General features: G+C 69.8%; 18 protein-coding genes. 5 read left to right on the forward strand and 13 right to left on the reverse strand.

Annotated elements, in window-relative coordinates:
- Nucleotides 1–72: 72 nt before the first annotated feature.
- Together Q8Q71_RS12185 and Q8Q71_RS12190 are read right to left on the reverse strand one after the other, a co-directional pair.
- Nucleotides 73–750 (reverse strand): DUF2939 domain-containing protein, encoded by a 678-nt coding sequence (locus tag Q8Q71_RS12185; protein ID WP_305759866.1) that lies wholly within the window; start codon nt 748–750, stop codon nt 73–75.
- Nucleotides 751–952: 202 nt separating this feature from the next.
- On the reverse strand, nt 953–2,170 hold the full coding sequence (locus Q8Q71_RS12190; RefSeq protein ID WP_305759867.1) for an NADP-dependent isocitrate dehydrogenase: 1,218 nt from the start codon (nt 2,168–2,170) through the stop codon (nt 953–955).
- 241 nt (nt 2,171–2,411) lie between these two features.
- Here Q8Q71_RS12190 and Q8Q71_RS12195 point away from each other — a divergent pair, with 241 nt between their 5' ends.
- Both Q8Q71_RS12195 and Q8Q71_RS12200 read left to right on the forward strand, forming a co-directional pair.
- Nucleotides 2,412–3,416, forward strand: coding sequence for a DUF1176 domain-containing protein (locus tag Q8Q71_RS12195; RefSeq protein WP_305759868.1), 1,005 nt, complete (start codon nt 2,412–2,414; stop codon nt 3,414–3,416).
- Nucleotides 3,365–4,408 carry an NAD(P)/FAD-dependent oxidoreductase gene (locus tag Q8Q71_RS12200; protein ID WP_305759869.1) on the forward strand — a complete coding sequence of 348 codons (1,044 nt, stop codon included), beginning with the start codon at nt 3,365–3,367 and terminating at the stop codon, nt 4,406–4,408. Before Q8Q71_RS12195 ends, Q8Q71_RS12200 begins: the two co-directional genes overlap by 52 nt.
- 78 nt (nt 4,409–4,486) lie before the next feature.
- Here Q8Q71_RS12200 and Q8Q71_RS12205 read toward each other — a convergent pair whose 3' ends face one another.
- Nucleotides 4,487–6,337: a DUF885 family protein gene (locus Q8Q71_RS12205; protein WP_305759870.1), complete on the reverse strand. Its 1,851-nt coding sequence runs from the start codon at nt 6,335–6,337 to the stop codon at nt 4,487–4,489.
- Nucleotides 6,338–6,559: 222 nt separating this feature from the next.
- Nucleotides 6,560–6,682, reverse strand: a complete 123-nt coding sequence (locus Q8Q71_RS12210) for a hypothetical protein (protein WP_305759871.1) — start codon at nt 6,680–6,682, stop codon at nt 6,560–6,562.
- 108 nt (nt 6,683–6,790) lie between these two features.
- Here Q8Q71_RS12210 and Q8Q71_RS12215 point away from each other — a divergent pair, with 108 nt between their 5' ends.
- A complete protein-coding gene (locus Q8Q71_RS12215; protein WP_305759872.1) occupies nt 6,791–7,711 on the forward strand; it encodes a LysR substrate-binding domain-containing protein in 921 nt (306 codons plus the stop codon).
- Here Q8Q71_RS12215 and Q8Q71_RS12220 read toward each other — a convergent pair.
- From Q8Q71_RS12220 to Q8Q71_RS12255, 8 genes are all read right to left on the reverse strand, one after another.
- Nucleotides 7,698–9,497, reverse strand: a complete 1,800-nt coding sequence (locus Q8Q71_RS12220) for a DUF885 family protein (RefSeq protein ID WP_305759873.1) — start codon at nt 9,495–9,497, stop codon at nt 7,698–7,700. The genes Q8Q71_RS12215 and Q8Q71_RS12220 overlap by 14 nt on opposite strands.
- 65 nt (nt 9,498–9,562) lie before the next feature.
- Nucleotides 9,563–11,395 carry a DUF885 family protein gene (locus tag Q8Q71_RS12225; protein WP_305759874.1) on the reverse strand — a complete coding sequence of 611 codons (1,833 nt, stop codon included), beginning with the start codon at nt 11,393–11,395 and terminating at the stop codon, nt 9,563–9,565.
- Nucleotides 11,396–11,498: 103 nt separating this feature from the next.
- Nucleotides 11,499–13,346, reverse strand: a complete 1,848-nt coding sequence (locus tag Q8Q71_RS12230) for a DUF885 family protein (RefSeq protein WP_305759875.1) — start codon at nt 13,344–13,346, stop codon at nt 11,499–11,501.
- 68 nt (nt 13,347–13,414) lie between these two features.
- Nucleotides 13,415–15,469: a cell cycle histidine kinase CckA gene (gene cckA, locus Q8Q71_RS12235; RefSeq protein ID WP_305759876.1), complete on the reverse strand. Its 2,055-nt coding sequence runs from the start codon at nt 15,467–15,469 to the stop codon at nt 13,415–13,417.
- A gap of 279 nt (nt 15,470–15,748) precedes the next feature.
- Nucleotides 15,749–16,840 carry a Glu/Leu/Phe/Val dehydrogenase gene (locus tag Q8Q71_RS12240; protein ID WP_305759958.1) on the reverse strand — a complete coding sequence of 364 codons (1,092 nt, stop codon included), beginning with the start codon at nt 16,838–16,840 and terminating at the stop codon, nt 15,749–15,751.
- 87 nt (nt 16,841–16,927) lie between these two features.
- A complete protein-coding gene (locus Q8Q71_RS12245; protein ID WP_305759877.1) occupies nt 16,928–17,941 on the reverse strand; it encodes an alpha/beta fold hydrolase in 1,014 nt (337 codons plus the stop codon).
- Entirely contained in the window at nt 17,938–18,537 is a 600-nt protein-coding gene (locus Q8Q71_RS12250; RefSeq protein ID WP_305759878.1) for a uracil-DNA glycosylase family protein, read from the reverse strand. Before Q8Q71_RS12250 ends, Q8Q71_RS12245 begins: the two co-directional genes overlap by 4 nt.
- A gap of 38 nt (nt 18,538–18,575) precedes the next feature.
- On the reverse strand, nt 18,576–18,896 hold the full coding sequence (locus Q8Q71_RS12255; RefSeq protein WP_305759879.1) for a DUF3253 domain-containing protein: 321 nt from the start codon (nt 18,894–18,896) through the stop codon (nt 18,576–18,578).
- Nucleotides 18,897–18,946: 50 nt separating this feature from the next.
- Between Q8Q71_RS12255 and Q8Q71_RS12260 the strand changes: the two genes are divergently transcribed.
- A complete protein-coding gene (locus Q8Q71_RS12260) occupies nt 18,947–19,381 on the forward strand; it encodes a PaaI family thioesterase (RefSeq protein WP_305759880.1) in 435 nt (144 codons plus the stop codon).
- On the opposite strand, the gene Q8Q71_RS12265 is transcribed toward Q8Q71_RS12260, so the two are convergent.
- A complete protein-coding gene (locus tag Q8Q71_RS12265) occupies nt 19,382–19,951 on the reverse strand; it encodes a TetR/AcrR family transcriptional regulator (RefSeq protein ID WP_305759881.1) in 570 nt (189 codons plus the stop codon).
- 148 nt (nt 19,952–20,099) lie between these two features.
- Between Q8Q71_RS12265 and Q8Q71_RS12270 the strand changes: the two genes are divergently transcribed.
- The gene (locus tag Q8Q71_RS12270; RefSeq protein WP_305759882.1) at nt 20,100–21,302 is read left to right on the forward strand and encodes an efflux RND transporter periplasmic adaptor subunit; all 1,203 of its coding nucleotides are present in this window, start codon (nt 20,100–20,102) and stop codon (nt 21,300–21,302) included.

The raw sequence follows: 21,302 nt of genomic DNA on the forward strand, positions 1-21,302 counted from the left end.
TCCCTCTGGCGTCGTAACGCCTCCCCACGGCTACGGTTGCCCGAGTCGCACGGGGACGCCAAGCCGGTGCCGTCAGCCGGCCTTGCGGTCGCTCCGCCCGGGCCCGGGCGCGGTCCGGGGAACGGCGGCCGGGGCGACGCCGTCCGGCAGGCCGACATGGACCAGTTTCCACTCGAACGGCCCCTTGCGCTCGAAGGTGAAGACAGTCTCGGACCCGCCCTCGTCGGCGACGCTCATCCGGGCGCGGTTCATGCCCCAGTAGACCGGCCTCGGCAGGGGCCCGCCGATGTTGGAGCTGTCGGGCGACGGCAGGGCGGCGCCTGTGCGCTGCGAGGCGTAGCGACCCTCGCCCCGGGTCAGGGCCGCAACGGCGGCGGGGGTCAGATAGGCATCGACGTCCGGCGTCGCGGCAGCCGTCGCCTGCTCGAACTGACGGCGCACCGCGCCGATGGGATCTTCCATGAAGGTCGGGGCCGGGGCCGAGGCGGCCGGGTTGCCGTCCAGTTGCGGACGCAGCGACTGGCGCACGGCGGGATAGTCGATGAGGCGCTCGAGGCCGGCGGCGTCGCTGGCCTCGGCGGCGGACCGGATCCCGAAGAAGGCCACGAAAGGCGCAGCAACGAAGACGAATGCCGCCATCAGCAGGACGAACAGGATCAGCTTGCCCAGCAGCCCTCCGCCGCCCCGGCGCCGCCGCGTCTCGCTGCGGGCCCAGACCGGCTGGTGGTGCTCGTCGGTTGGCGCGTTCAAGGCTGTCTCCCTCGTGACAGGGGCATCATGCACGAACGCCCGCCGGGCTCAAACGAAAGGCCCGCCGCACGCGAGTCCGGCGGGCCTCTTTTGTTGGGCCGCGGTCACAAGGCTCCGCCTTGTCGACCCGACGCGGCATGGCGCTTTGCGCATGCCCGGCGCTCAAGCAGCGAGCCGCCGCGCGGCGAGCGTTAGCGCCCTCCTAGGACGCCTTCATCGCCGCGGTCAGGTTCTCGGCCACCTTGTCGAGGAAGCCCTCGGTGGTCAGCCAGCCCTGCTGATCGCCGACCAGCAGCGCCAGATCCTTGGTCATGGAGCCGGCCTCGACGGTCTCGACCACGACGCGCTCCAGCGTCTCGGCGAATTTCGCCAGCTCGGCGTTGTCGTCCAGCTTGGCGCGGTGCGAGAAGCCGCGGGTCCAGGCGTAGATCGAGGCGATGGAGTTGGTCGAGGTCGCCTCGCCCTTCTGGTGCTGGCGATAGTGACGGGTGACGGTGCCGTGGGCCGCTTCCGACTCCAGGATCTTGCCGTCCGGCGTCATCAGCACCGAGGTCATCAGCCCCAGCGAGCCGAAGCCCTGGGCGACCACGTCGGACTGGACGTCGCCATCGTAGTTCTTGCAGGCCCAGACGAAGCCGCCCGACCATTTGATGGCCGCGGCCACCATGTCGTCGATCAGCCGGTGCTCATAGGTCAGGCCCTTCGCCTTGAAGTCGGCGGCGAATTCCTCGTCGAACACCTTCTGGAAGATGTCCTTGAAGCGGCCGTCATAGGCCTTGAGGATGGTGTTCTTGGTCGACAGATAGACCGGGAAATTCCGGCCCAGACCGAAGGAGAAGCTGGCCCGGGCGAACTCGGTGATCGAGTCGTCCAGGTTGTACATCCCCATGGCCACGCCGGCCGACGGGAACTGGAACACCTCGTGCTCGATGACCTTCCCGTCGTCGCCGGTGAAGGTCATCATCAGCTTGCCGGGGCCGGGGACCAGGAAGTCCGTGGCCTTGTACTGGTCGCCGAAGGCGTGACGGCCGACGACGATCGGCTGGGTCCAGCCCGGCACCAGACGCGGCACGTTCGAGCAGATGATCGGCTCGCGGAAGACCACGCCGCCCAGGATATTGCGGATGGTGCCGTTGGGCGACTTCCACATCTTTTTCAGGCCGAACTCCTTCACCCGCGCCTCGTCGGGGGTGATGGTGGCGCATTTCACGCCCACGCCGTGCTTCTGGATCGCCTTCGCCGCGTCGATCGTCACCTGGTCGTCGGTGGCGTCGCGGTGCTCCATGCCCAGGTCGTAGTAGTCGAGCTCGACGTCCAGGAAGGGGAGGACCAGCTTGTCCTTGATCATCTGCCAGATGATGCGGGTCATCTCGTCGCCGTCGATGTCCACGATGGGATTGGCGACCTTGATCCTGGTCATGCGGGTTCGCGCCTCTGAGTGGGAAATGGGAGTGAGGCGCGCGGTATAGCGGCGGCGGCGCGCGGGCGCAAAGGGCGGCGGCGACGGGTAGGAGCTGGAGGTGTATCGTCGGTCCGGCGCCGCGCCGTCGACCGGGGAGAAACAAGTGAACCACTGGCAATTGACGGCCGTCTGCGCAGGCGGACTGGCAATCCTGTCAGCCTGCGGGCCGGCCGACGCATCGGGAGACAAGACGGCTTCTTTGCGAGCGGCCGCCGCCTCGTCGGGGCCGCAGGCGGCGGCCCCCGGGGCCATGGCCTCCGAAGACGCATCTTTCCGCGACTGGATCGCCGTCTGCGACAACGGCAACGCCTGTTTCGCCTATGGTCCGGGTCGCGAGGGGTTCGGCTGGATCCGGGTCGCCGTCGAGCCGGGCCCCGACGCCCGGCCCGAGGTCGCGGCCGGCTACTGGCCAGACGGGGCCGAGGCGACACGCTCGTTCGCCCTGACCATCGACGGAACCGACTACCCCATGACGCTGGCCGTCAACGAGCCCGTCGCCGCCGAGGTCCCGGCGGCGCGGGCGCTGGACGTGGTGCGCGCGCTCGCCAGCGGCGGGACGGCCCGTATCGGTCCGGATCACGAACTTTCGCTGTCCGGCGCAGCCGCCGCCCTGCTCTGGATCGATGAGCGGCAGGGGCGGGTGGATACGGTGACCGCCCTGCGTCGCCCGGGGATCCGGCCAGCCTCCACCGTTCGGGCCGCACCGCCCCTGCCCGTGGTCACGCCGGCGGCGGCGGCGTCGCAGGATGGTTACGGCGACGAGAACCAGAGTCTGCCGGCCGCGTTGGAGACGGTTCCGGCGGTGATGGCGTGCCGCTCGGAAACTTCGGAACACTGGATCGGGAAGGAAGTCATGTCGGCCCGACTGAACGCCGCCACGGAGCTTTGGGCGGTCCCCTGCTTCGCCGGCGCCTACAACATGGGTCATGACTGGTACATTACCGGTCCGGGCGGCCGAAACCCTCGGCCCGCGCGATTGACCTCGACCTCTGACGAACCGACCGCCAGCACCATCAACGGCGGCTATTCGCCGGAGACCCGCACCATCACGGCCTTCGCCAAGGGACGCGGCGTCGGCGATTGCGGCACAGCTTCGACATGGACATGGACCGGTGGTGAGTTCGTGCTGACCAGCGAGTCGGAGATGCGGGAATGCTGGGGCGTCCCGGCCGACTACTGGCCGACGACATGGCGGACCCGTTGAGCAAGTCCGGCCCGGAGGTTCTCGTCATCGGAGCGGGCCCCGCGGGCCTGACCGCCGCCACCTATCTGGCGCGGTTCCGGCGGCGCGTGCTGGTCGCCGACGGCGGCGCGTCCCGGGCGTGCTGGATACCGCTCAGCCACAACATGCCGGGCTTCCCCAGCGGCGTCACCGGCGACGCCATCCTCAAGCGGATGACGGAACAGGCGACGGAATACGACGCCATCATCGAGGACGGACGCGTCGAAACCCTGGCGCGCGACGGCGACGGCTTTCTCGCCCGGCTGAACGGACGCGACCTGCACGTCCGCGCCATTCTGCTGGCGACCGGCGTCGTGGACCGTCATCCCGACCTGCCCGGCGTCGAGCGCGCCATTGAACGGTCGCTGGTCCGCATCTGTCCCATCTGCGACGGCTATGAGGCCATCGACAAGGCCGTCGCGGTGATCGGCGATGACGACAAGGGCGTGCGCGAAGCCGCCTTCCTGCGCACCTATTCCGATCGCGTGACCCTGATCCACACCGGCCACTCCGGGGCGCTGACCGGTGAGGACGAACTGACGCGCATGGGGATCGAGCTGATCCGCGCGCCCATCGACAACGTCACCCTCGAGGGCGACCGGGTCACGGCCCTGAGCTGGGGCGGGACTTTCCGCAGCTTCGACCTGGTCTATTCGGCGCTGGGGACCGCGCCCAATGCGGACCTGGCCGAGGCGCTGGATGCGCGGATCGGCGAGGACGGCCGGCTGTTCGTCGATGCGCACCAGGAGACCAGCGTGAAGGGCCTCTACGCCGCGGGCGACGTGGTCCGCGGCCTGAACCAGATCGCGGTCGCCGGAGCCGAGGCCGCCGTCGCGGCCACCGCCATCCACAACGCCTTGCGCGAGGCGGATGGCTGGACGGTGCGGAACCAGGCCTGCAGGCGTACGTCCGGAAGTGACGTATGCGCATGCTTACCTGATCCCGACCCGCCGGGTCCGGTCTTTGACAATTGAACGACAGGGAAGTCCCGGACGGAATAGACGCTGTAGACGCTGTAGACTGTCTTTTTCGCCCGGCTCGTTATCCCTCGATCAGATCTGCCCCAGCCGCGTCGCTGTCCATTGGTCGACCACCCGGCCCAGCACCTCCAGCGGCATCGCCCCGCCGTCCAGCACCGCCGAGTGGAAGCCCTTGATGTCGAACCGGTCGCCGAGGCGTTCCCGGGCGGCGGTCCTGAGGCGGTCGATCTCGGTGTGGCCGATCTTGTAGCCGCAGGCCTGGCCGGGCCAGACGCAGTAGCGCTCGATCTCGCTCTCGGCGGCGCCGGGCGCCAGGCCGACCGTGTCGACCATGTAGCGGATGGCCTGCTCGCGGCTCCAGCCCAGAGCATGGATGCCGGTGTCGATGACGATGCGCGCGGCGCGGTACAGGAAAGACTGGTGGTAGCCCAGCTTCCCTTCGGTGAAGTCGTCGTACATGCCCAGCTCGTCGGCCAGTTGTTCGGCGTACAGGCCCCAGCCCTCGCCATAGGCGTTGAAGCCCATCGACTTGTGCAGCAGCGGCGTGTCCGTCGCCTCCAGCGCCAGGGCGCCCTGGAGGTGATGGCCCGGCAGGCTCTCGTGATAGGTCAGGGTCGGCAGGGCCCAACGCGGCCAGATCGCCGTGTCGACCAGGTTGATATAGTAGGCGCCCGGCCGCGACCCATCCAGCGAGGGGCTCTGGGCATAGCCGCGCGGCGCGCCCAGTTCGATCGACGGCGGCACCCGGCGCACCTCGACCCGGGCGCGCGGCAGGCGTTCGAAGACCTGGGGCAGACGCGCCTCGATCGCCGCGACCTGGCGGTTGAGATCGGCCAGCAGCGCGGCCCGCCCGTCGTCCGTGTTCGGATAAAGGTATTGCGGCTCCTTGCCGAAGGCGGTCAGCCGCGCCCCGACCGAGCCCTCGGTATAGCCGCGCTGGCGCAACAGGGGATCGGCCAGCGCCTCGATCCGGGCCACCTGATCCAGGCCGACCTGATGCGCCTCCGTCGGCGTCAGGCCGGTCGAGGTTTGGAACCGGAGGCAGAGATTGTAATAGGCCTCGCCGTTCGGCCGCGCCCCTATCCCGGCGTCATGCGAGGCGTTCGGAAGATGGCGCTCCATCTGCCCGATCTGGGCGTCCAGAGCGGCCGCGACCGGTCCGTCCACCAGCGCCGCCGCCCGGCGCGCCCAGTCGCCGGCGACTCCGGCCTCGGCGGTCTTGCGGACGAGGGACTGGACCAGGGCGGCGCCCTCCCCCGTCTCGCGGCGCAGGGCGCGAAGCTGGGTCAGGGCCTTGTTGATCACGAAGTCCGGCGGGACGACGCCGTGATCGGCCGCATCCGAGGCCGACCGCGCCGTCTCGTGGTTGAGACCCTCGGCGAAACTCTCCAGCCGCGACAGATAGGCTTCCGCGTCGGCCGCCGCGGCGACGGAATGCTGGCTGTCGAGGAAATCGGGAACGGCCTGATAGAGGCCCGTCAGCTGGCTGACGACATAGGGGCAGGGATAGCCGTAGCTGTCGACGCCGCCGAAGGGGAAGGCGGCGATCTCCGCCGACCGGTCGGCCATCCAGACCACGCTGTCGTAGTCCGAGCGGTCGCGGCCGGTCAGGCCGGAGGCGTCGATGGCGGACAGCGCCGGCCGCGCCCCGACCATGGGCTTGAAGATGTTCAGCCGGTCGGCGTAGCTCCGGCTGTCGAGGCGGGATTTCAGCGCGGCGTGGGGACCGACATCCAGCCCCAGGCTGGTGGCCCCCATGGGCGAGGCCTCGAGAACGCCTTCGAAGATGACGTCATAGAGGGCGCGGGCCCCGGACCTCACATCGCCCTGCCACGCGGGAACGCCCGCGCGGGCGATGGCGGGAAGGGCGAGCAGCCCCAGCCCGCCGGCGGCGGACGTCAACAGGCGGCGGCGAGTGAGCATGGATTTCCCCTGACTGAGGCCCGCACCCTCGCGCGCGCGCATCCCCCTGACAAGGCGGTGCTCGGGTCAGGACCCGCGCGCCCGGCGCGGGACACGACTCAGCCCGGATCCCGGGAGCAGGAGACTCCAGGATCCGGGCTTCGACCCATCGAATGCCGGGCCGACGATCATGCTGGGGAGACGGGAATTTCGCCTGTGGCAGACCGGATGGGCGAAGACGCCTCAGCGGCTCCAGGGCGTGACGATGCGCGAAGGCGTGCGCAGGCGCTGCCGGGTGCGGCTGCGGCGCCAGTCGTTCAGAACCGAAGCCCAACCCCACGCGGGTTCCTTATGCGTATGATGCATCTCTTCCATCGGGGCCTCCTCTGGCCGTTCGTTGATGACAAGGAGAGGATGGGCTTGACAGGCGCATCCAACAAACCAGATTGTGGCCACCATACATAAGGTTTGCTTATGGCCGATCCCCTTGCCGGCATCCCCCTCGCCTCCATCCGCGTGTTCGAGGCCGCCGCCCGCCTGAAGAGCTTCACCCGCGCCGCCGAGGAACTGGGCATGACCCAGGCCGCGGTCAGCTGGCAGATCAAGGCGCTGGAGGGCCGACTGGGCCAGAGCCTGTTCCGCCGCCTGCCCCGGGAGGTCCAGCCGACCGAGGGCGGCGAGCGGCTGTCCCGCGCCGCGACCGAGGCCATGACCCTGCTGCGCCGGGCCGTCAGCGACCTGACCGAGGCGGACGAACACATCCTGTCGATCACCACCCTCGCCTCCCTGGCCGCCCAATGGCTGGCGCCGCGACTGGGCGGCTTCCAGGTCGCCAATCCCGGGCTGGCGGTGCGGCTGGACACCAACCCCAACCTGCTCGACCTGTCGCGGGAAGGGTTCGATGTCGGCATCCGCTCCGGCTCCGGCGACTGGCCCGGAATGGAGAGCCAGCTGCTGATGCCCAGCGTCTTCACGCCCGTATGCAGCCCGGCCATGGCCGAGCGGTTGCAGCTGACCGAACCCGGCGACCTGCTGGACGCGCCGCGCATCGGCATGGAGAAGGAGTGGGCCGCCTGGTTCGCCGCGGCGGGCGTCAGCGGCGGCGCCCAGCCCATGAGCCGTCTGACCGCCGACTATCAGGTGCTGGAGGTCGCCGCGGCGCTCGGCGATCAGGGCGTGGCCCTCGCTTCGCCCATCCTGTTCGCGCGCGAGCTTCGCAACGGCCTTCTGGTGCGGCCCTTCGCCCAGACGGTGTCGTTCCACACCGGCTATTATCTGGTCTGGCCCGAGGGGCGGCGGCGATCGCCCAAGATCGCCCGCTTCCGGGCCTGGCTGGCCGCCCAGGCCGATGCCGATCCCACGATCGTTGCGGCGCGGGCGATCAGGTCCGCATAAGACCTTCCAACACCGCCAGCGGCACGGAGCCGTTCAGCAGCACCCGGTCGTGGAAGGTCTTCAGGTCGAACCCGGGACGCGCCTCGGCCTCGGCCCGCAGCCGGGCGATGACGGTCTGACCCAGCTTGTAGGAACAGGCCTGGCCGATCGAAACGCAGTAGCGGTCGATCTCCTTCTCGGCCGACTCCGGCGGCTCGCCGCATTCCTCGATCATGTAGCGGATCGCCTGGTCGCGACTCCAGCGCTTGTGGTGCAGGCCTGTATCGACGACCAGCCGCACCGCGCGGAACAGATAGGACTGCAGGTAGCCGACCCGACCCAGCGGGTTGCCGGCGTAGACATCCAGATCGTCGGCGGCGACACGCTCGGCGTAGAGGGCCCAACCTTCATTGTAGGCGGAATTGCCTGCGACCCGGCGGTAGATGGGCAGGCTGCCCGCCTCCCGGGCGACCGTGATCTGGAAATGGTGCCCCGGGGAGGCCTCGTGATAGGTCAGGGTCGGCAGGCCCCACTTCGGCCAGTTCGCCGTATTCGACAGGTTGATGTAGTAGGCCCCCGGCCGCGAGCCATCCAGCGAGGCGGCCTGGTAGTAGCCGCCCGGCGCGCCGAGCTCGATCGACGGCGGAACACGGCGGATTTCCACCCTGGCGCCCGGCAGGGTGTTGAACACACGCGGGAGCATCGGCTCCAGTTCAGCCATCTGGCGGTTCAGGGATTCGATCAGCTCCACCTTGGCTGCGTCGGTATTGGGCCACAGGTGTCGCGGGTCCTCGCTGAGCGTCTTGATCCGGGCGCCGACCGAACCCTCGGCCATCCCCATGCCCTTGAGGATCGTATCGATCTCGGCCTGGATGGACGCGACCTGTTCCAGGCCGATGTCATGGATGGCCTGGGCGTCATAATCGGTCGTGGTGAACGCGCGCAGGGCAAGGGCGTAGACCTTGTCGCCCTGCGGCAGCTTCCAGGCCCCGGCGTCGTCGGTCGCCGCCGGGCGCTGGGCCTCGAACACCGCGATCTGGCGGCCGAGCGCAGGCTTGACCTCGCGGTCGAGGATGGCGGCGGCGCGGGCGCCCCAGTCGCCGGCGATCCCTTTCTCACCGGTCTTGCGGACGAGCGCCTGCACCATCGCCATCTCGGCCGGAGCCGTGTCGCGCAGGGTGCGCAGCTGGGTCAGGGTCTTCTCCATCAGGAAGGACGGCAGCATGACCCCGAGGCCGCCGTCGGCGGCGATCCGCTCATTCTCCTGGTCCAGCACCTTGGCGAAGGCGTCCAGCCGCGACAGGAAAGCCTCGGCGTCCGCCGCGGTCTCGACCCGATGCTGGTTGGCCATGAAGTCGGGCACCGAGAAATAGGCGCCCGACCGCTGCGTCACGACATAGGGGCCGATGCCGCCGCCGTAGGGGATATCCGCCGCCCGGGCCGCGCCCTCGGCCGTGAAGCGATAGACAGCCAGCGACACCCTGGCCTGATCCGAGAGGCCGTCCCCGGATACCGTCTGGATCTCGGCCCAGCGCGCGCGGGCGCGGGCGCGATCGGCCTCGGCGTCGGCCAGCCCGACCTGCCGCAGCTTCCCCGACAGGTGGGCGCGGTCGCCCCGGTCCAGACCGAGGTTGGTCGCATACTCCGGCGACAGGTCGACATTCTCCTCGAACCAGCGCGTCAGCATGGCGTCGAGCCGCGCATCGGCCGCGGACAGGACCGGAGCCGGGGTCTGGGCGACGGCGGGCAACGCCGCCATCAGGCCGAGGCCGGCGGAGGAGAGCATCAGGCGGCGGCGGTCGATCATGGAGGAGCCTCGGTTGCGATGTCCTGCTTCCGGCCCCGCGGACGGGGCCGGAAGAGGAGTTCGTATCAGGTGCGCTGCGATGCGATCCAGTCGGTCATGATCTTGTCGAGCACGGTGAGCGGCACGCCGCCCGCGTTCATGCCCGCGTCGTGGAACGCCCGGATGTCGAACCGGTCGCCCAGCGCCGCCTGGGCCCGGCTCCGCAGCTCGACCCATTTGTTATGGCCGACCTTGTAGCTCGAGGCCTGGCCGGGCCAGACGCAGTAGCGCTCGACCTCGGTGGTGACGGCGGTCTCGGAGTCGCCCAGCGTCTCGACCATGTAGCGGATGGTCTGTTCGCGGCTCCAGCGCTTGTGATGCAGGCCCGAATCCGCCACCAGCCGGGTGGCGCGGAACAGGAGTGACTGCAGATAGCCGATCTGGCCGATCGGGTTGTCGGCATAGACCCCCATCTCGTCGGCCAGTTGTTCCGAATACAGGGCCCAGCCCTCGGAATAGGCCGAGAAGCCCAGCACCTTCATCAGCAGGGGGCGGTCGGCCTGTTCCTGCTGCAGGGCGATCTGGTGGTGATGGCCCGGCGAGGCCTCGTGATAGGTCAGGGTCGGCAGCTGCATGCGCGGCCATTCCGACGTGTCGCGCAGGTTGATGTAGTAGGCCCCGGGCCGCGAACCGTCGAGCGCCGGCGAGTTGTAGTAGCCGCCAGGCGCACCGGCCTCGATGAAGGTCGGCACGCGGCGGATTTCGACGGGGGCGGCGGGGATTCGGCCGAAATACTGCGGCAGCCGCGTGGCCATCTCGGCCATCTGGGCGTTGAGGTCGGCCAGCAGCTGGTCCTTGCCCGCGTCGGTGTTGGGGTAGAGCTGGCTGGGATCCTTGCCGAGGGCGGCGATGCGCTCGCCGACCGTGCCCTGGCTCAACCCCTGGGCCTTCAGCAGCACGTCGGCGCGGGCCGACAGCTCGGCGACCTGTTCCAGGCCCAGGGCGTGGATCTCGGCTCCGGACAGGGTCGAGGTCGTGTAGCTGCGGATGCCCCAGTCGTAATAGGCCTCGCCGTCCGGCAACCGCCAGACGCCGGCGTCATGGACAGCGTCGGCGCGGCGGGCGCGCATGGCCTCGGCCTGACGGCGCAGGGCCGGATAGACCTCGGTCTCGACGATCCGCTGCGCGCGGGCGCCCCAGTCGCCGGCGATGTTCTTCTCACCCGTCCGGCGCACCACGGAGGTGGTCAGGACCGACTGGCCCGCCGGGGTTTCATAGAGGTTGGCGAGCTGGAGCAGGGTCTTGTCGATGACGAAGTCGGGCGGCACGGCGCCGGCGGCGAAGTCGGCCTGCATCCGCGCGGTTTCCTGGTCCAGCGCGGTCGGAAAGGCGGCGACACGGGACAGATAGGCCTCGGCGTCCTCCGCGGTCTCGATCGCGTGCTGGGTGTCGAGGAAGTCCGGAAGGTTCTGATAGGAACCGGTCAGCTGGGAGATGGTGTAGGGCGCCGGACCGAAACCGCCGCCGCCATAGGGGAAGCGGTCTCCCATCATCTGGGTCTCGCCGAAGAAGCTCAGGGAGTCGTGATAGACGCCTTCGGTTTCGGGCAGGGCTGAGCGGTCGATGGCCGCGAGTTGGCCCATCTGCCCCCGGAACACGGCCCGGTCGGCGTCGATCTTGGCCTGCGACCGGTCGTCGAGCCGGGACTTCATCGCCGCCATCGGCCCCTTGTCCATGCCCAGCGAGGTCAGGGTCTCGGGCGACTCCATCAGGAAGGTCTGGACGATCTGGTCCATCAGGGCGGTCAGGGCGGCCGAGGCCGAGGCGGCCGCGGCCGGCGTCTGGGCCAGGACCTGGCCGCAGGCGGCGAGGCCCGCTCCGGCGGCGGCGGTGAACAACAGACGGCGGCGATCGATCATGGCGGCAGGCTCCTTGGCGCGAGGGCGCCAGAGGATGGCGCCGGGGTGAGATTGGCAAGTGACCGATCGTTCAGGAACGCTGTCCGACCCGCGGTGCAGGCGGTCAGGCCGTCCGGACGCTCGCGGCCCAGTCGTCGACCAGCCGCTCCAGCACCTCGAGCGGAATGGCTCCCGCCGCAAGGGCCGTATCGTGGAAGCCCCGGATGTCGAAGCGATCGCCCAGCGTCGCCCTGGCCCGGGTCCGGGTCCGGTCCCAGACCGTGTGTCCCAGCTTGTAGCTGCACGCCTGCCCCGGCCAGACGCAGTAGCGTTCGACCTCGGTCGTCATGGTCGATTCCGCGTCGCCGAGCGTCTCGACCATGTAGCGGACCGCCTGTTCGCGGCTCCAGCGTTTGTGGTGCAGGCCCGAATCGGCGACCAGGCGGGTCGCCCGGAACATGAAGGACTGGAGATAGCCGAGCTGGCCCAGCGGATCGTCGGCATAGACGCCCATCTCGTCGGCCAGCTGTTCGGCGTAGAGAGCCCAGCCCTCGGTATAGCCGGAGAACAGGGGCATCTTGCGCAACAGCGGAATCCCTTCCGCCTCCAGGGCCACGGCGATCTGGAAATGGTGGCCGGGGCTGGCCTCGTGATAGGTCAGGGTCGGCAGGGTGAAGCGCGGCGTCTCGGCGGTGTCGCGCAGGTTGATGTAGTAGGCGCCGGGACGCGACCCATCCATCGCCGGCATCTGATAGCTGCCGCCGGGAGCACCGGCCTCGATCTCGACCGGAACCCGGCGAATTTCGACGGAAGCCCTGGGCAGGCGGCCGAACACCTCGGGCAGACGCTGCTGCATCCGGGCCATCTGGGCGTTGAGATCGGCCAGCAGCTCCGCCTTGCCGGCGTCGGTGTTCGGATACAGCTGGTCGGGCCGCCGGGCGACGGCGGCGATGCGCTCGCCGACCGTGCCCTGGGTCAGGCCCTGGGCCTTGAGAATCGCGTCGGCGCGGGCGCTGAGCTCGGCCACCTGGGCCAGGCCGATCTCGTGGATTTCGTCGCCGCCCATGTCGGTGGTGGTGTAGCTGAGCACGCCGTAGCGGTAATAGGCCTCGCCGTCTGGCAGACGCCAGCAGCCGGCGTCCGAGGTCGCGCCCGGCAGCGCCGCGGCGACCACGTCCGCCTGGCGGCGCATGGCCGGATAGACGGCGTCGCGCACAATCGCCTCGGCCCGGGCGGCCCAGTCGCCTGTCAGATTCGCCTCGGCCGCGCGGCGGGCCAGCGATCGGGTCAGGCCGGATTGCGCCGGGTCGATTCCGAGGGTGGCGGCGAACTGCTCGCCCGTACGGCGCAGGACGAAATCCGGCGGCGTCGCACCGGCCGCGAAATCCGCGCGCACCCGGTCGGTCTCCACGTCCAGCACCCCGGCGAAGGCGGAGAGCCGGGCGAGATAGGTCTCGGCGTCCCCGGCCGTGCGCACCTGGTGCTGGGTGTCAAGGAACTGCGGGATGCTGCTGTAGCTGCCGGTCAGCTGGCTGACGAGATAGGGGCTGGTTCCGCCGACAGGGGACTGGACGCCGTAGTCGAAGCGGTCGGCGGTGGCGGCGCCGTCGAGGATGAAGCGGGTGGTGTCGTAGTTGACCGCGTCCATGCCCGAGAGGGCGGACCGGTCGATGTTCTTCAGCTCGGCGTCGTAGCCGCGGAAGGCGGCGAACGAGCGGTCGACGAACGCCAGCGAGCGGTCGTCCAGCTTGCTGCGCACCCCGGCGTTCGGTCCCGTGTCGAGACCGAGGGAGGTCATGAACTCCGGCGACTCGGCGAGGAATTCCTGCATCATCCGGTCCAGCAGGGCGGTGACGCGGGCGCCTCCGTCCCCGGCGGCGGGGGTCTGGGACGCCCCCGCCAGGGCCGGGCCGGCGACGGCCAGGCCGAGGCCGGCGGCGGAGGACAGCAGGAGGCGGCGACGGTCCAGCATAGCGAAGCTCCGAAGGTCAGGGCGGCCAATGGACGGGGTCGCGGCGCCGCTGGCAAGTTACCGATGGTTCAGCTCGCGTGCAGTTCCTGCTTCACCCGTTCGGCCAGGGTCTTGATGTCCAGCGGCTTGGGCAGGAAGGAGACGCCGACCTCGTCCTGCAGCAGGTCCGAGAAATCGCTTTCGGCATAGCCGGAGATGAACAGGACCGGGGCGTCGCCGAGGTATTGCCGGGCCTTCTTGAGCAAGGCGGGACCGTCGAGGCCGGGCATGATGACGTCGGAGATCATCATATCGATGGTCCCGGCATGCTCCTCGCACAGGGCCAGGGCCTCCTCGCCGTCGGCGGCCTCGATGACGTCATAGCCGCGCTGGCGCAGCAGGCGGGCGGCGATGCCGCGCACGGCCGCCTCGTCCTCGACGAACAGGATGCGGCCGGCGCCGGAGAGGTCGCGCGGCGTCTTGACGACCTTTTCCACGATCGGGGTTTCGGCCAGTTCGGCCTCGGCCGCCTCGGGCAGGAAGATGCGGAAGGCCGCTCCGCCGCTCTCGAGGTTGGAGACGTTGATGTGGCCGCCGGCCTGTTCGACGATGCCGTAGACGGTGGCCAGGCCCATACCGGTCCCCTCGTTCACCGCCTTGGTGGTGAAGAAGGGCTCGAAGATCTTGCCGAGGATGTCCGGCGGCACCCCGGGACCGGTGTCGCTGACCTCGATCAGGGCCACGACGTCCGTCGGCGGATGGCCCCACCCCAGGGCGCGGGCCTCGTCAGCGGTCAGGCGGGCGGTGCGGATGGTGACCACGCCGGCCCCCGGCTCGACCACGCCGCGCATGGCGTCGCGGGCGTTGACCGCCAGGTTCATGACCGCCGTCTCGAGCTGGCTCTTGTCGGCCAGCACCACTGGCAGGTCGCGGCCGTAGTCGGTTTCCAGCCGCACGTCCTCGCGCAGCAGGCGACGCAGCAGGACGGCGAATTCCCCGACCAGTTCGCCCAGGTCCAGACGTTCGCGGCGGACGGTCGACTTGCGCGAGAAGGCCAGCAGCTTGCGCACCAGATCGGCGGCGCGGATGGCGGTCTGGCGGATCTCGTTGAGCCCCTCGTACGAGGGATCGCCGACGGGGTGGCGCTCCAGCAGGCCCGAAAGCTGCAGCTGGATGGCGGTCAGCAGATTGTTGAAGTCGTGGGCCACGCCGCCCGCCAGCTGGCCCACGGCCTGCATCTTCTGGGCCTGCGAGAGCTGCAGCTCCATCGACTTCTGGGCCGAAACGTCGAACAGCCAGATGCGCCGCTTGTCGCCTTCCGGGGCGACATAGAGGTGCAGCATCCGGTCCGGAAAGGCCCGGGCGACCAGTTCGATCGGGCCCGACGAGCCATCCGCGAGCTTGGACCGGGCCTCGGCGACGCCGGCGGGATCGAACAGGTGGCCGAAGGCGGCGTCGCGGGCCGCGGCTGGTCCGGTCAGCACGGACAGCGCCGCATTGGCCTCCTCGACCTTGCCGGAAAACAGCTCCTCGGCGGCGATGACGGCCGAGCCGAACGGCGCCCCGGCGGCCATGGCGCGGCTCTCGACGGCGTTGGACGCGCTCGACTGGCGATACGGGAGGGCGTCGCCCACCGGCAGCACCGCCTCCGGCGCCGCGCGCACGAGGAAACGGCCTTCTCCGGCCCGACCGATCAGCACCTCCTGCTCCCGCTCGCCGATGACGACGATGGCGCGGCCCTGCTCGCCGGCGCGCGCCTGGGCGAAGGCCATGTAGAGGGCCGCGGCGGACTTGCCCTTGGGCAGGGCGACGGTGGCGCCGTTGGCCTCGGCCCAGGCTCCGTTGAAGGCCAGAACCTGGCCCGTCGCCCAGACCAGGGCGGCGGGTTCGGCCATGGCGTCGAGCAGGTCGACCGTGGCGTCGCCGATGGGCTTTTTCGTTTCGCTGCGGGCGAAGGCGAACAGGCCGATCAGGGCCACGGCGCCGACGGTGAAGATCAGCACCAGCCCTGGCGCGCTGGTCGGATCGGCGCGGAACGCCGGATAGGCCAGGGCCGCGACCGCGACCACGAAGCCGACCGCCATGAGGATCAGCAGCGGGTCGAAAGCTCTGGCCGCCGGTGCGGTCCTGGTGGTTGCGGTCATGGCGCCTCGGCCCGAATCAGCACGGGAAGCATCCGCCATAGTGTTCCGGATGCGCCTGAGGCGCGAATCCGGCGATCCGGGCGCGAAAAAACACCGTCCAATGCGTCCGAAGCGTCCACTCCGTCCACTTCCCCCGAAGACCAGAAACACCGTCCGAAGCGTCCGAAGCGTCCGCTCCGTCCGCTTCATCGCAGCCCCGGTCGATGCGCCGTCGCCGGACGCAGTTTGAGGGATCTGTACGTCAGAATCGGACGCAGCCCCCCCGGATGGGAGGTCGCTCTAGGCCGCCTTGCGCTGCTCGGCCTTCTGGTCGCGGGCCGCGTCGATGCGGGCCTCGGCGATGGCGTCGGCGATCTCATGGGTCGGGCGCTTCTCGACGGCCGACCGTTCCATGATTTCCTCGAGCGTCTCCATCAGGCGGGACAGCTTGCCCTCGACCCAGGCCGGATCGTAGGCGCCGCTGCTCTGACGGGCGCGCAGTTCCGAGGCGACGTTGATGATGCCGCCGCCGTTGACGACGTAATCGGGGGCGTAGAGCACGCCGCGCTCGAACAGCTGCTGACCGATGTCCGGCGTGGCCAGCTGATTGTTGGCCGCGCCGACCACCGCCTTGACCGTCAGCCGGTCCAGCGTCCGGGGGTTCAGCGTCGCGCCGAGGGCGCAGGGGGCGTAGATGTCGGCCTTGACGTCATAGATGGCGTCGGGGGCCACGACTTCGGCCCTGGTGCGGGCGGCGACCTCAGCCAGCAGGGCCGTGTTGACGTCCGTCATGATCAGTTTGGCGCCGGCCGCGTAAAGCTTGTCGGCCAGGTAACCGCCGACGTGGCCGATGCCCTGGAGCGAGACGGTCAGGCCGGTCAGATCGTCCTGCTTCCACAGGCGGCGCGCGGCCAGCAGGGTCGAGCGGTAGACGCCCTCGGCGGTGACGGGGCTGGGATCGCCCGAGGCTTCGGGACCGTCGTTCAGGCCCAGCACATAGGGGGTGACCTTGCGGGCCTCGGCGATGTCGGCGACCGAGACGCCGACGTCTTCCGCCGCATAATAGATGCCGCCCAGCGTATCGACGGCGCGGCCGAAGGCGCGGAACAGCTCGGGGGATTTCTGGGTCCTGCTGTCGCCGATGATGACCGACTTGCCGCCGCCCATTTCCAGATCCGCGACGGCGTTCTTGTAGCTCATGCCCCGCGACAGGCGCAGCACATCCTCGAGGGCCTCGGCGCTGGAGGCGTAGTTCCACATCCGGGTGCCGCCGACGGCCGGGCCGCGGGCGGTTGAGTGAACAGCGATAATGGCGCGCAGGCCGGTCTTTTCGTCAAAGACCGCATGAACGCCTTCGTGGTTCGCGAAGGACGGGGAATCAAACAGCGTCATGCTCACTTGAGCGTCTCCCGGGGTGTTTTTTTGTTGCGCGGGTGCTTACGCTCCGGCGCTTAACACCGCAAGCATGGCGGTTTCACGTCAGCGTGGGCGGGGCGTAACCCTCAGGGCCGGCAGAACGGGGCCCGCCCCGGACGGCAGCGGCGCGGATGCGTCCCGCAGCCAGGCCTCTACGTCTCGATAGACGGTCTCGGCCTGCAGGTCGCGGTTCAGGATGTGCCAGCCGTCCGGATAGAAGCCGGTCCGCAGGTTCGGCCGTTCGCCCGCCCGCTCCAGCGCCCGCCGCATGGGGTCTTTCTGGATCACATTGTCGTGGCCGCCATACAGAAGCAGGGTCGGGGCGCGGACGTCGCCGAGCCGCATCGAGGCGGTCTCCATCAGGTCGACCAGGCCGTAGAGGGCGTCGATCCGGGTGGACAGGATGCTGTTGGGATCGCGGCCGTTGCGGAACAGCTCCAGCCGGTTGTCAGAGGCGGGATGGTCGCGGACCGCCCATTCCGGCGCATCGACCGGCCGTTCGCCCATGGCGCGGGCGGCGATCCACAGGCCGGCCGAATTGACCGGTCCCTGGGCCGTCCAGCCCCAGACGGCGGGGGCCAGCAGGATGACCCGGTCGGCGGCCGGCGGCCGGTCCGAACTGAAGCCGGCGATGGTCACGGCCCCGCCCATGCTTTCGCCCGCGACGGCGATGACGGCGCGGGGATATCTGGCGCGGGCCAGGGCCACAGCGGTGCGCAGGTCCTCGGCCATCCGCGCCTGCCCGGCCCAGACGCCGCGCCCCGGCGCCTCCCCGAAGCCGCGCTGGTCGACCGCCCAGGTCTCGATGCCGCGCTCGGCCCACCACGGTCCGGCCAGCCGGAATGAAGCGCGGCTGTCGTTCATGCCGTGCAGGGCGATGATGACGGCCCAGGGCTCGCCGGCGTCCGGCGCCCAGCGCGCCAGCGGCAGCCGCGCGCCGTCGTCCATGACCAGCGCCCGCGTCTCCAGGGCGGGGCCGGCGAAACCGGGCGGCGGGGTCATGGGGGGCTGGACGGCGGGCGTGGCGCAGGCGGCCAGGCTCAGCATCACGGTCAGGACGGCCAGGGCGCGGATCATGACGTCAGGATGCCACGCACCCGCGCGCGCAGCCATGGCAGCACCTCTTCGTCGAACCACGGATTCTTCCGCAGCCAGGCGGTGTTGCGCCACGACGGATGCGGCAGGGGCAGGATCGACGGCGCATGGTCGCGCCAGGCCCGCACCGTCTCCGTCATATTGACCCCCGCCCGGTCGCCCAGAGCCCAGATCTGGGCGTGGCCCCCGACCAGCAGGGTCAGTTCGACCTCGGGCAGTTCCGCCAGCAGCCGCGGCCGCCACAGCTCGGCGCAGCGCCGCGGGGGTGGATAGTCGCCGCCGCTTTTTCCGCTTCTTTGGGGCGCCGTGCCTGGATAACAGAAGGCCTGGGCCGCCACGCCGATGCGGCGGTCGGCGTAGAAGGCCTCGTAATCGACGCCCAGCCACTGCCGCAGCCGGTCGCCCGAGGGGTCGGTGAACGGCAGGCCGCTCTCGTGAACCCGACGACCCGGCGCCTGGCCGCAGATCAGCAGCCGGGTTTCCGGAAAGACCCGGACCACCGGGCGGGGCGTGTGGGGAAGCTGGCCGAGGCAGGCCCGGCAGGCGCGGATGTCGGAAAGGACCTGTTCCAGGCTCATATGATCACCGCTTGATCACCGCGAGCGGATCAAAAGGATCAGGCGAACTCGTCATCGTCCTCGACGACGGGCGGCAGGGCCGCCAGCGCCGCGGCGGTCTCGGCCTCGGTCGGCAAACGCAGGCGGATGACGCCCTTGAAGGCGTTCGGGTCGACCGGCTTTCCCTTCTTGGTGATGGTCAGCCGGCCCTGACGCATCAGGCCCAGGGCGCAGGCGCGGACCTTGGGCAGCATCCGCTGCCATTGTTCGGGCTGCATCTCTTTCGCCACGTCGGACGGTTCGATGCTCTTGCCGCCGACGCCCCGGGGGTCGGCCTTCGCCAGTTTTTCGAAGATGGCGGTTTCGATGGGGTCGCTCATCGCGCCTATATGCTGCATTGCGAGAGCGATAGTAAGGCGGAGCGCGAACGATGGTTCAGAAGGTCACGGTGACGGAGGGCGAGTTCGCCGGCTGGCAGATGTACGACCTGCACGGCACCTTCGACCAGGTGGTGGGGCCGTTCTACTTCAAGCCGGACGCCGACGGCCGCATGCGCTGCGCCTTCCGGGCCGAGCCCAAGCACATGAACGCCGGGAACCGGATGCATGGCGGCTGCCTGATGACCTTCGCCGACATCGCCCTGTTCCAGACAGCCTATCAGGAGATGGAGGGGGCCTCGGGCGTCACCGTGTCGCTGGAGTCGACCTTCATCGACGGCGCCTATGTCGGCGAACTGGTGGAGGCGACCGGCGAGGTGATCCGCGCCGGCAAGAGCCTGATCTTCGTGCGGGGCCAGATCAACGCAGGCGCGCGCGTGCTGATGACCTTCTCGGGCGTGATCCGGAAATTCCGGCCGCGCGGCTGATCAGCCGTCGATGATGTCCTGGAGGATGGAGGCCATCCGGCGGTGCATCTCCTTGCATTCGGCGGGGCTCAGGCCGAAGCCGCCGGTGATCTCGCGGCTGACCGCCATGCCCATGACGAAGGCCGCGGCCAAGCGGGCGCGCACCGCCCCGTCGGAACCGCCCACCCATTCGGCGAAGGGGTTGAAGAAGCGCTCGTTGCCGGTGCGCTGGACCAGCTCCATGGCCTTGGTCGAACCCACCGAGCGCAGCAGGACCAGCAGGCCCTTCAGCTTGCTGTCGGACTTGGCCTCGTAGATCGCCTCGTGCGCCACGCGGCGGCCGAAGTCGGCGCGATCGCCCTCCATCAGCTCGGCCCCGTTCTCGCAGCTGTCGAGGACCGAGGTGAACAGGTCTTCCTTGGAGCCGAAATAGCGGGACACCAGGGCGGCGTCGACGCCGACGTCGCCGGCGATGTCGCGCATGCCGACGTCGTCATAGCTCTCGCGCGCGAAGCGTTCGCGGGCGGCGGTCAGTATGGCGGCGCGGGTCGCCTCGGCGTTCCTGGGCCGGGGCGCGACATGGCAAAACAATTCGTGAACTCCGGAATAGCCCCAAAATGCATATGGCTTTGTCAACCGCCGTTGACAAGCGAAAGCGCGATCACCATTAAGTCACCGGGCGTTGACTACCGGCTTCCTCCCCGTTCGCCGCGTCGACAAAGACAGGGATCTACCTTTGATGCGAACCGCGAAGATCGTGGCCGCGGCCGTCCTCATGACGACCGTGCTTTATGGCTGCTCCCAGAGAAGCGAAGCCCAGGCGCCGCCGGCCCCGGCCGTCACCGTCGCCACGCCGCTGGTGCGGGGGGTGCAGGACTGGGATGAATTCACCGGCCGGTTCGAGGCCACCCAGTCGGTCGAGGTGCGCGCCCGCGTCGGCGGCTATATCTCGGCCGTCCATTTCCGCGACGGCGACTATGTGCGGCGCGGCCAGCTGCTGTTCAGCCTCGACCCCCGCCCGGCACAGGCGGCCCTGGCCTCGGCCCGCGCGCAACTGTCGCAGGCCCAGGCCCAGCTGGCCCTGGCCCGCAGCGAACTGACCCGGTCCGAGACCCTGCTGGAATCCCAGGCCGTCTCCCAGGCCGAGGTCGACACACGCCGCGGGGCCCTGCAGACGGCCCAGGCCGCCATCGCCGCGGCCAACGCCAATGTCCGCGCCCGCCAGCTGGATCTGGAATTCACCCGCGTCACCGCCCCGATCTCGGGCCGGGTGTCCGACCGCCGGGTCGACGCGGGCAATCTGGTCGCCGGCGGGTCGTCGGCCGCCGACGTCCTGACCACCGTGGTGTCCAGCGCCCCGATCCACTTCGTCTTCGACGGGTCCGAGGCCGTGCTGCTGAAATACCAGCGGCAGGCCCGCAACGGGGCCGCGCCGATCCAGGTGCGGCTGCAGGACGAGACCGACTTCACCCGCTCGGGCACGCTCGATTTCACCGACAACGCGGTGGATACGTCGTCGGGCGTGATCCGGCTGCGGGCCGTGATCCCCAACGCCGACGGCTTCCTGAAGCCCGGCATGTTCGGCCAGGCCCGACTGGCCGGCGCCGGAAGCTACAACGCCATGCTGGTGCCGGACGCGGCGATCGCCACCGACCAGGCGCGGCGCATCGTCTATGTGGTCGCCGCCGACGGTTCGGTGGCGCCCCGGCCGGTGGAGCTGGGGCCGCTGGTCGACGGGCTGAGAGTGATCCGGTCCGGGCTGCAGCCCACCGACCGCGTCATCATCGTCGGCGTCCAGCGCATCCAGGGTCCCGGCATGAAGGTGCAGGCGAAGACGGGCCAGATCCGCCCCGTCGCGCAGCGCGCCCAGCAGGCCCCGGTGACCCAGGCGGCTCCGGCCTCCAGCGCCACCTTCGCCAACAGCCTGTCGTCGGTCGACTGA

The organism is Brevundimonas sp. (assembly GCF_030704825.1).
In the GTDB taxonomy this organism is placed as follows: domain Bacteria; phylum Pseudomonadota; class Alphaproteobacteria; order Caulobacterales; family Caulobacteraceae; genus Brevundimonas.

Excerpts from the sequence above, each read along its gene's own strand:
- Q8Q71_RS12190 (WP_305759867.1), bottom strand. The coding sequence starts at position 2,170 with ATGACCAGGATCAAGGTCGCCAATCCCATCGTGGACATCGACGGCGAC.
- Q8Q71_RS12200 (WP_305759869.1), top strand. The coding sequence starts at position 3,365 with ATGCTGGGGCGTCCCGGCCGACTACTGGCCGACGACATGGCGGACCCG.
- Q8Q71_RS12205 (WP_305759870.1), bottom strand. The coding sequence starts at position 6,337 with ATGCTCACTCGCCGCCGCCTGTTGACGTCCGCCGCCGGCGGGCTGGGG.
- Q8Q71_RS12210 (WP_305759871.1), bottom strand. The coding sequence starts at position 6,682 with ATGCATCATACGCATAAGGAACCCGCGTGGGGTTGGGCTTCGGTTCTG.
- Q8Q71_RS12215 (WP_305759872.1), top strand. The coding sequence starts at position 6,791 with ATGGCCGATCCCCTTGCCGGCATCCCCCTCGCCTCCATCCGCGTGTTC.
- Q8Q71_RS12220 (WP_305759873.1), bottom strand. The coding sequence starts at position 9,497 with ATGATCGACCGCCGCCGCCTGATGCTCTCCTCCGCCGGCCTCGGCCTG.
- Q8Q71_RS12225 (WP_305759874.1), bottom strand. The coding sequence starts at position 11,395 with ATGATCGATCGCCGCCGTCTGTTGTTCACCGCCGCCGCCGGAGCGGGC.
- Q8Q71_RS12230 (WP_305759875.1), bottom strand. The coding sequence starts at position 13,346 with ATGCTGGACCGTCGCCGCCTCCTGCTGTCCTCCGCCGCCGGCCTCGGC.
- cckA (WP_305759876.1), bottom strand. The coding sequence starts at position 15,469 with ATGACCGCAACCACCAGGACCGCACCGGCGGCCAGAGCTTTCGACCCG.
- Q8Q71_RS12240 (WP_305759958.1), bottom strand. The coding sequence starts at position 16,840 with ATGACGCTGTTTGATTCCCCGTCCTTCGCGAACCACGAAGGCGTTCAT.
- Q8Q71_RS12245 (WP_305759877.1), bottom strand. The coding sequence starts at position 17,941 with ATGATCCGCGCCCTGGCCGTCCTGACCGTGATGCTGAGCCTGGCCGCC.
- Q8Q71_RS12250 (WP_305759878.1), bottom strand. The coding sequence starts at position 18,537 with ATGAGCCTGGAACAGGTCCTTTCCGACATCCGCGCCTGCCGGGCCTGC.
- Q8Q71_RS12255 (WP_305759879.1), bottom strand. The coding sequence starts at position 18,896 with ATGAGCGACCCCATCGAAACCGCCATCTTCGAAAAACTGGCGAAGGCC.
- Q8Q71_RS12260 (WP_305759880.1), top strand. The coding sequence starts at position 18,947 with ATGGTTCAGAAGGTCACGGTGACGGAGGGCGAGTTCGCCGGCTGGCAG.
- Q8Q71_RS12270 (WP_305759882.1), top strand. The coding sequence starts at position 20,100 with ATGCGAACCGCGAAGATCGTGGCCGCGGCCGTCCTCATGACGACCGTG.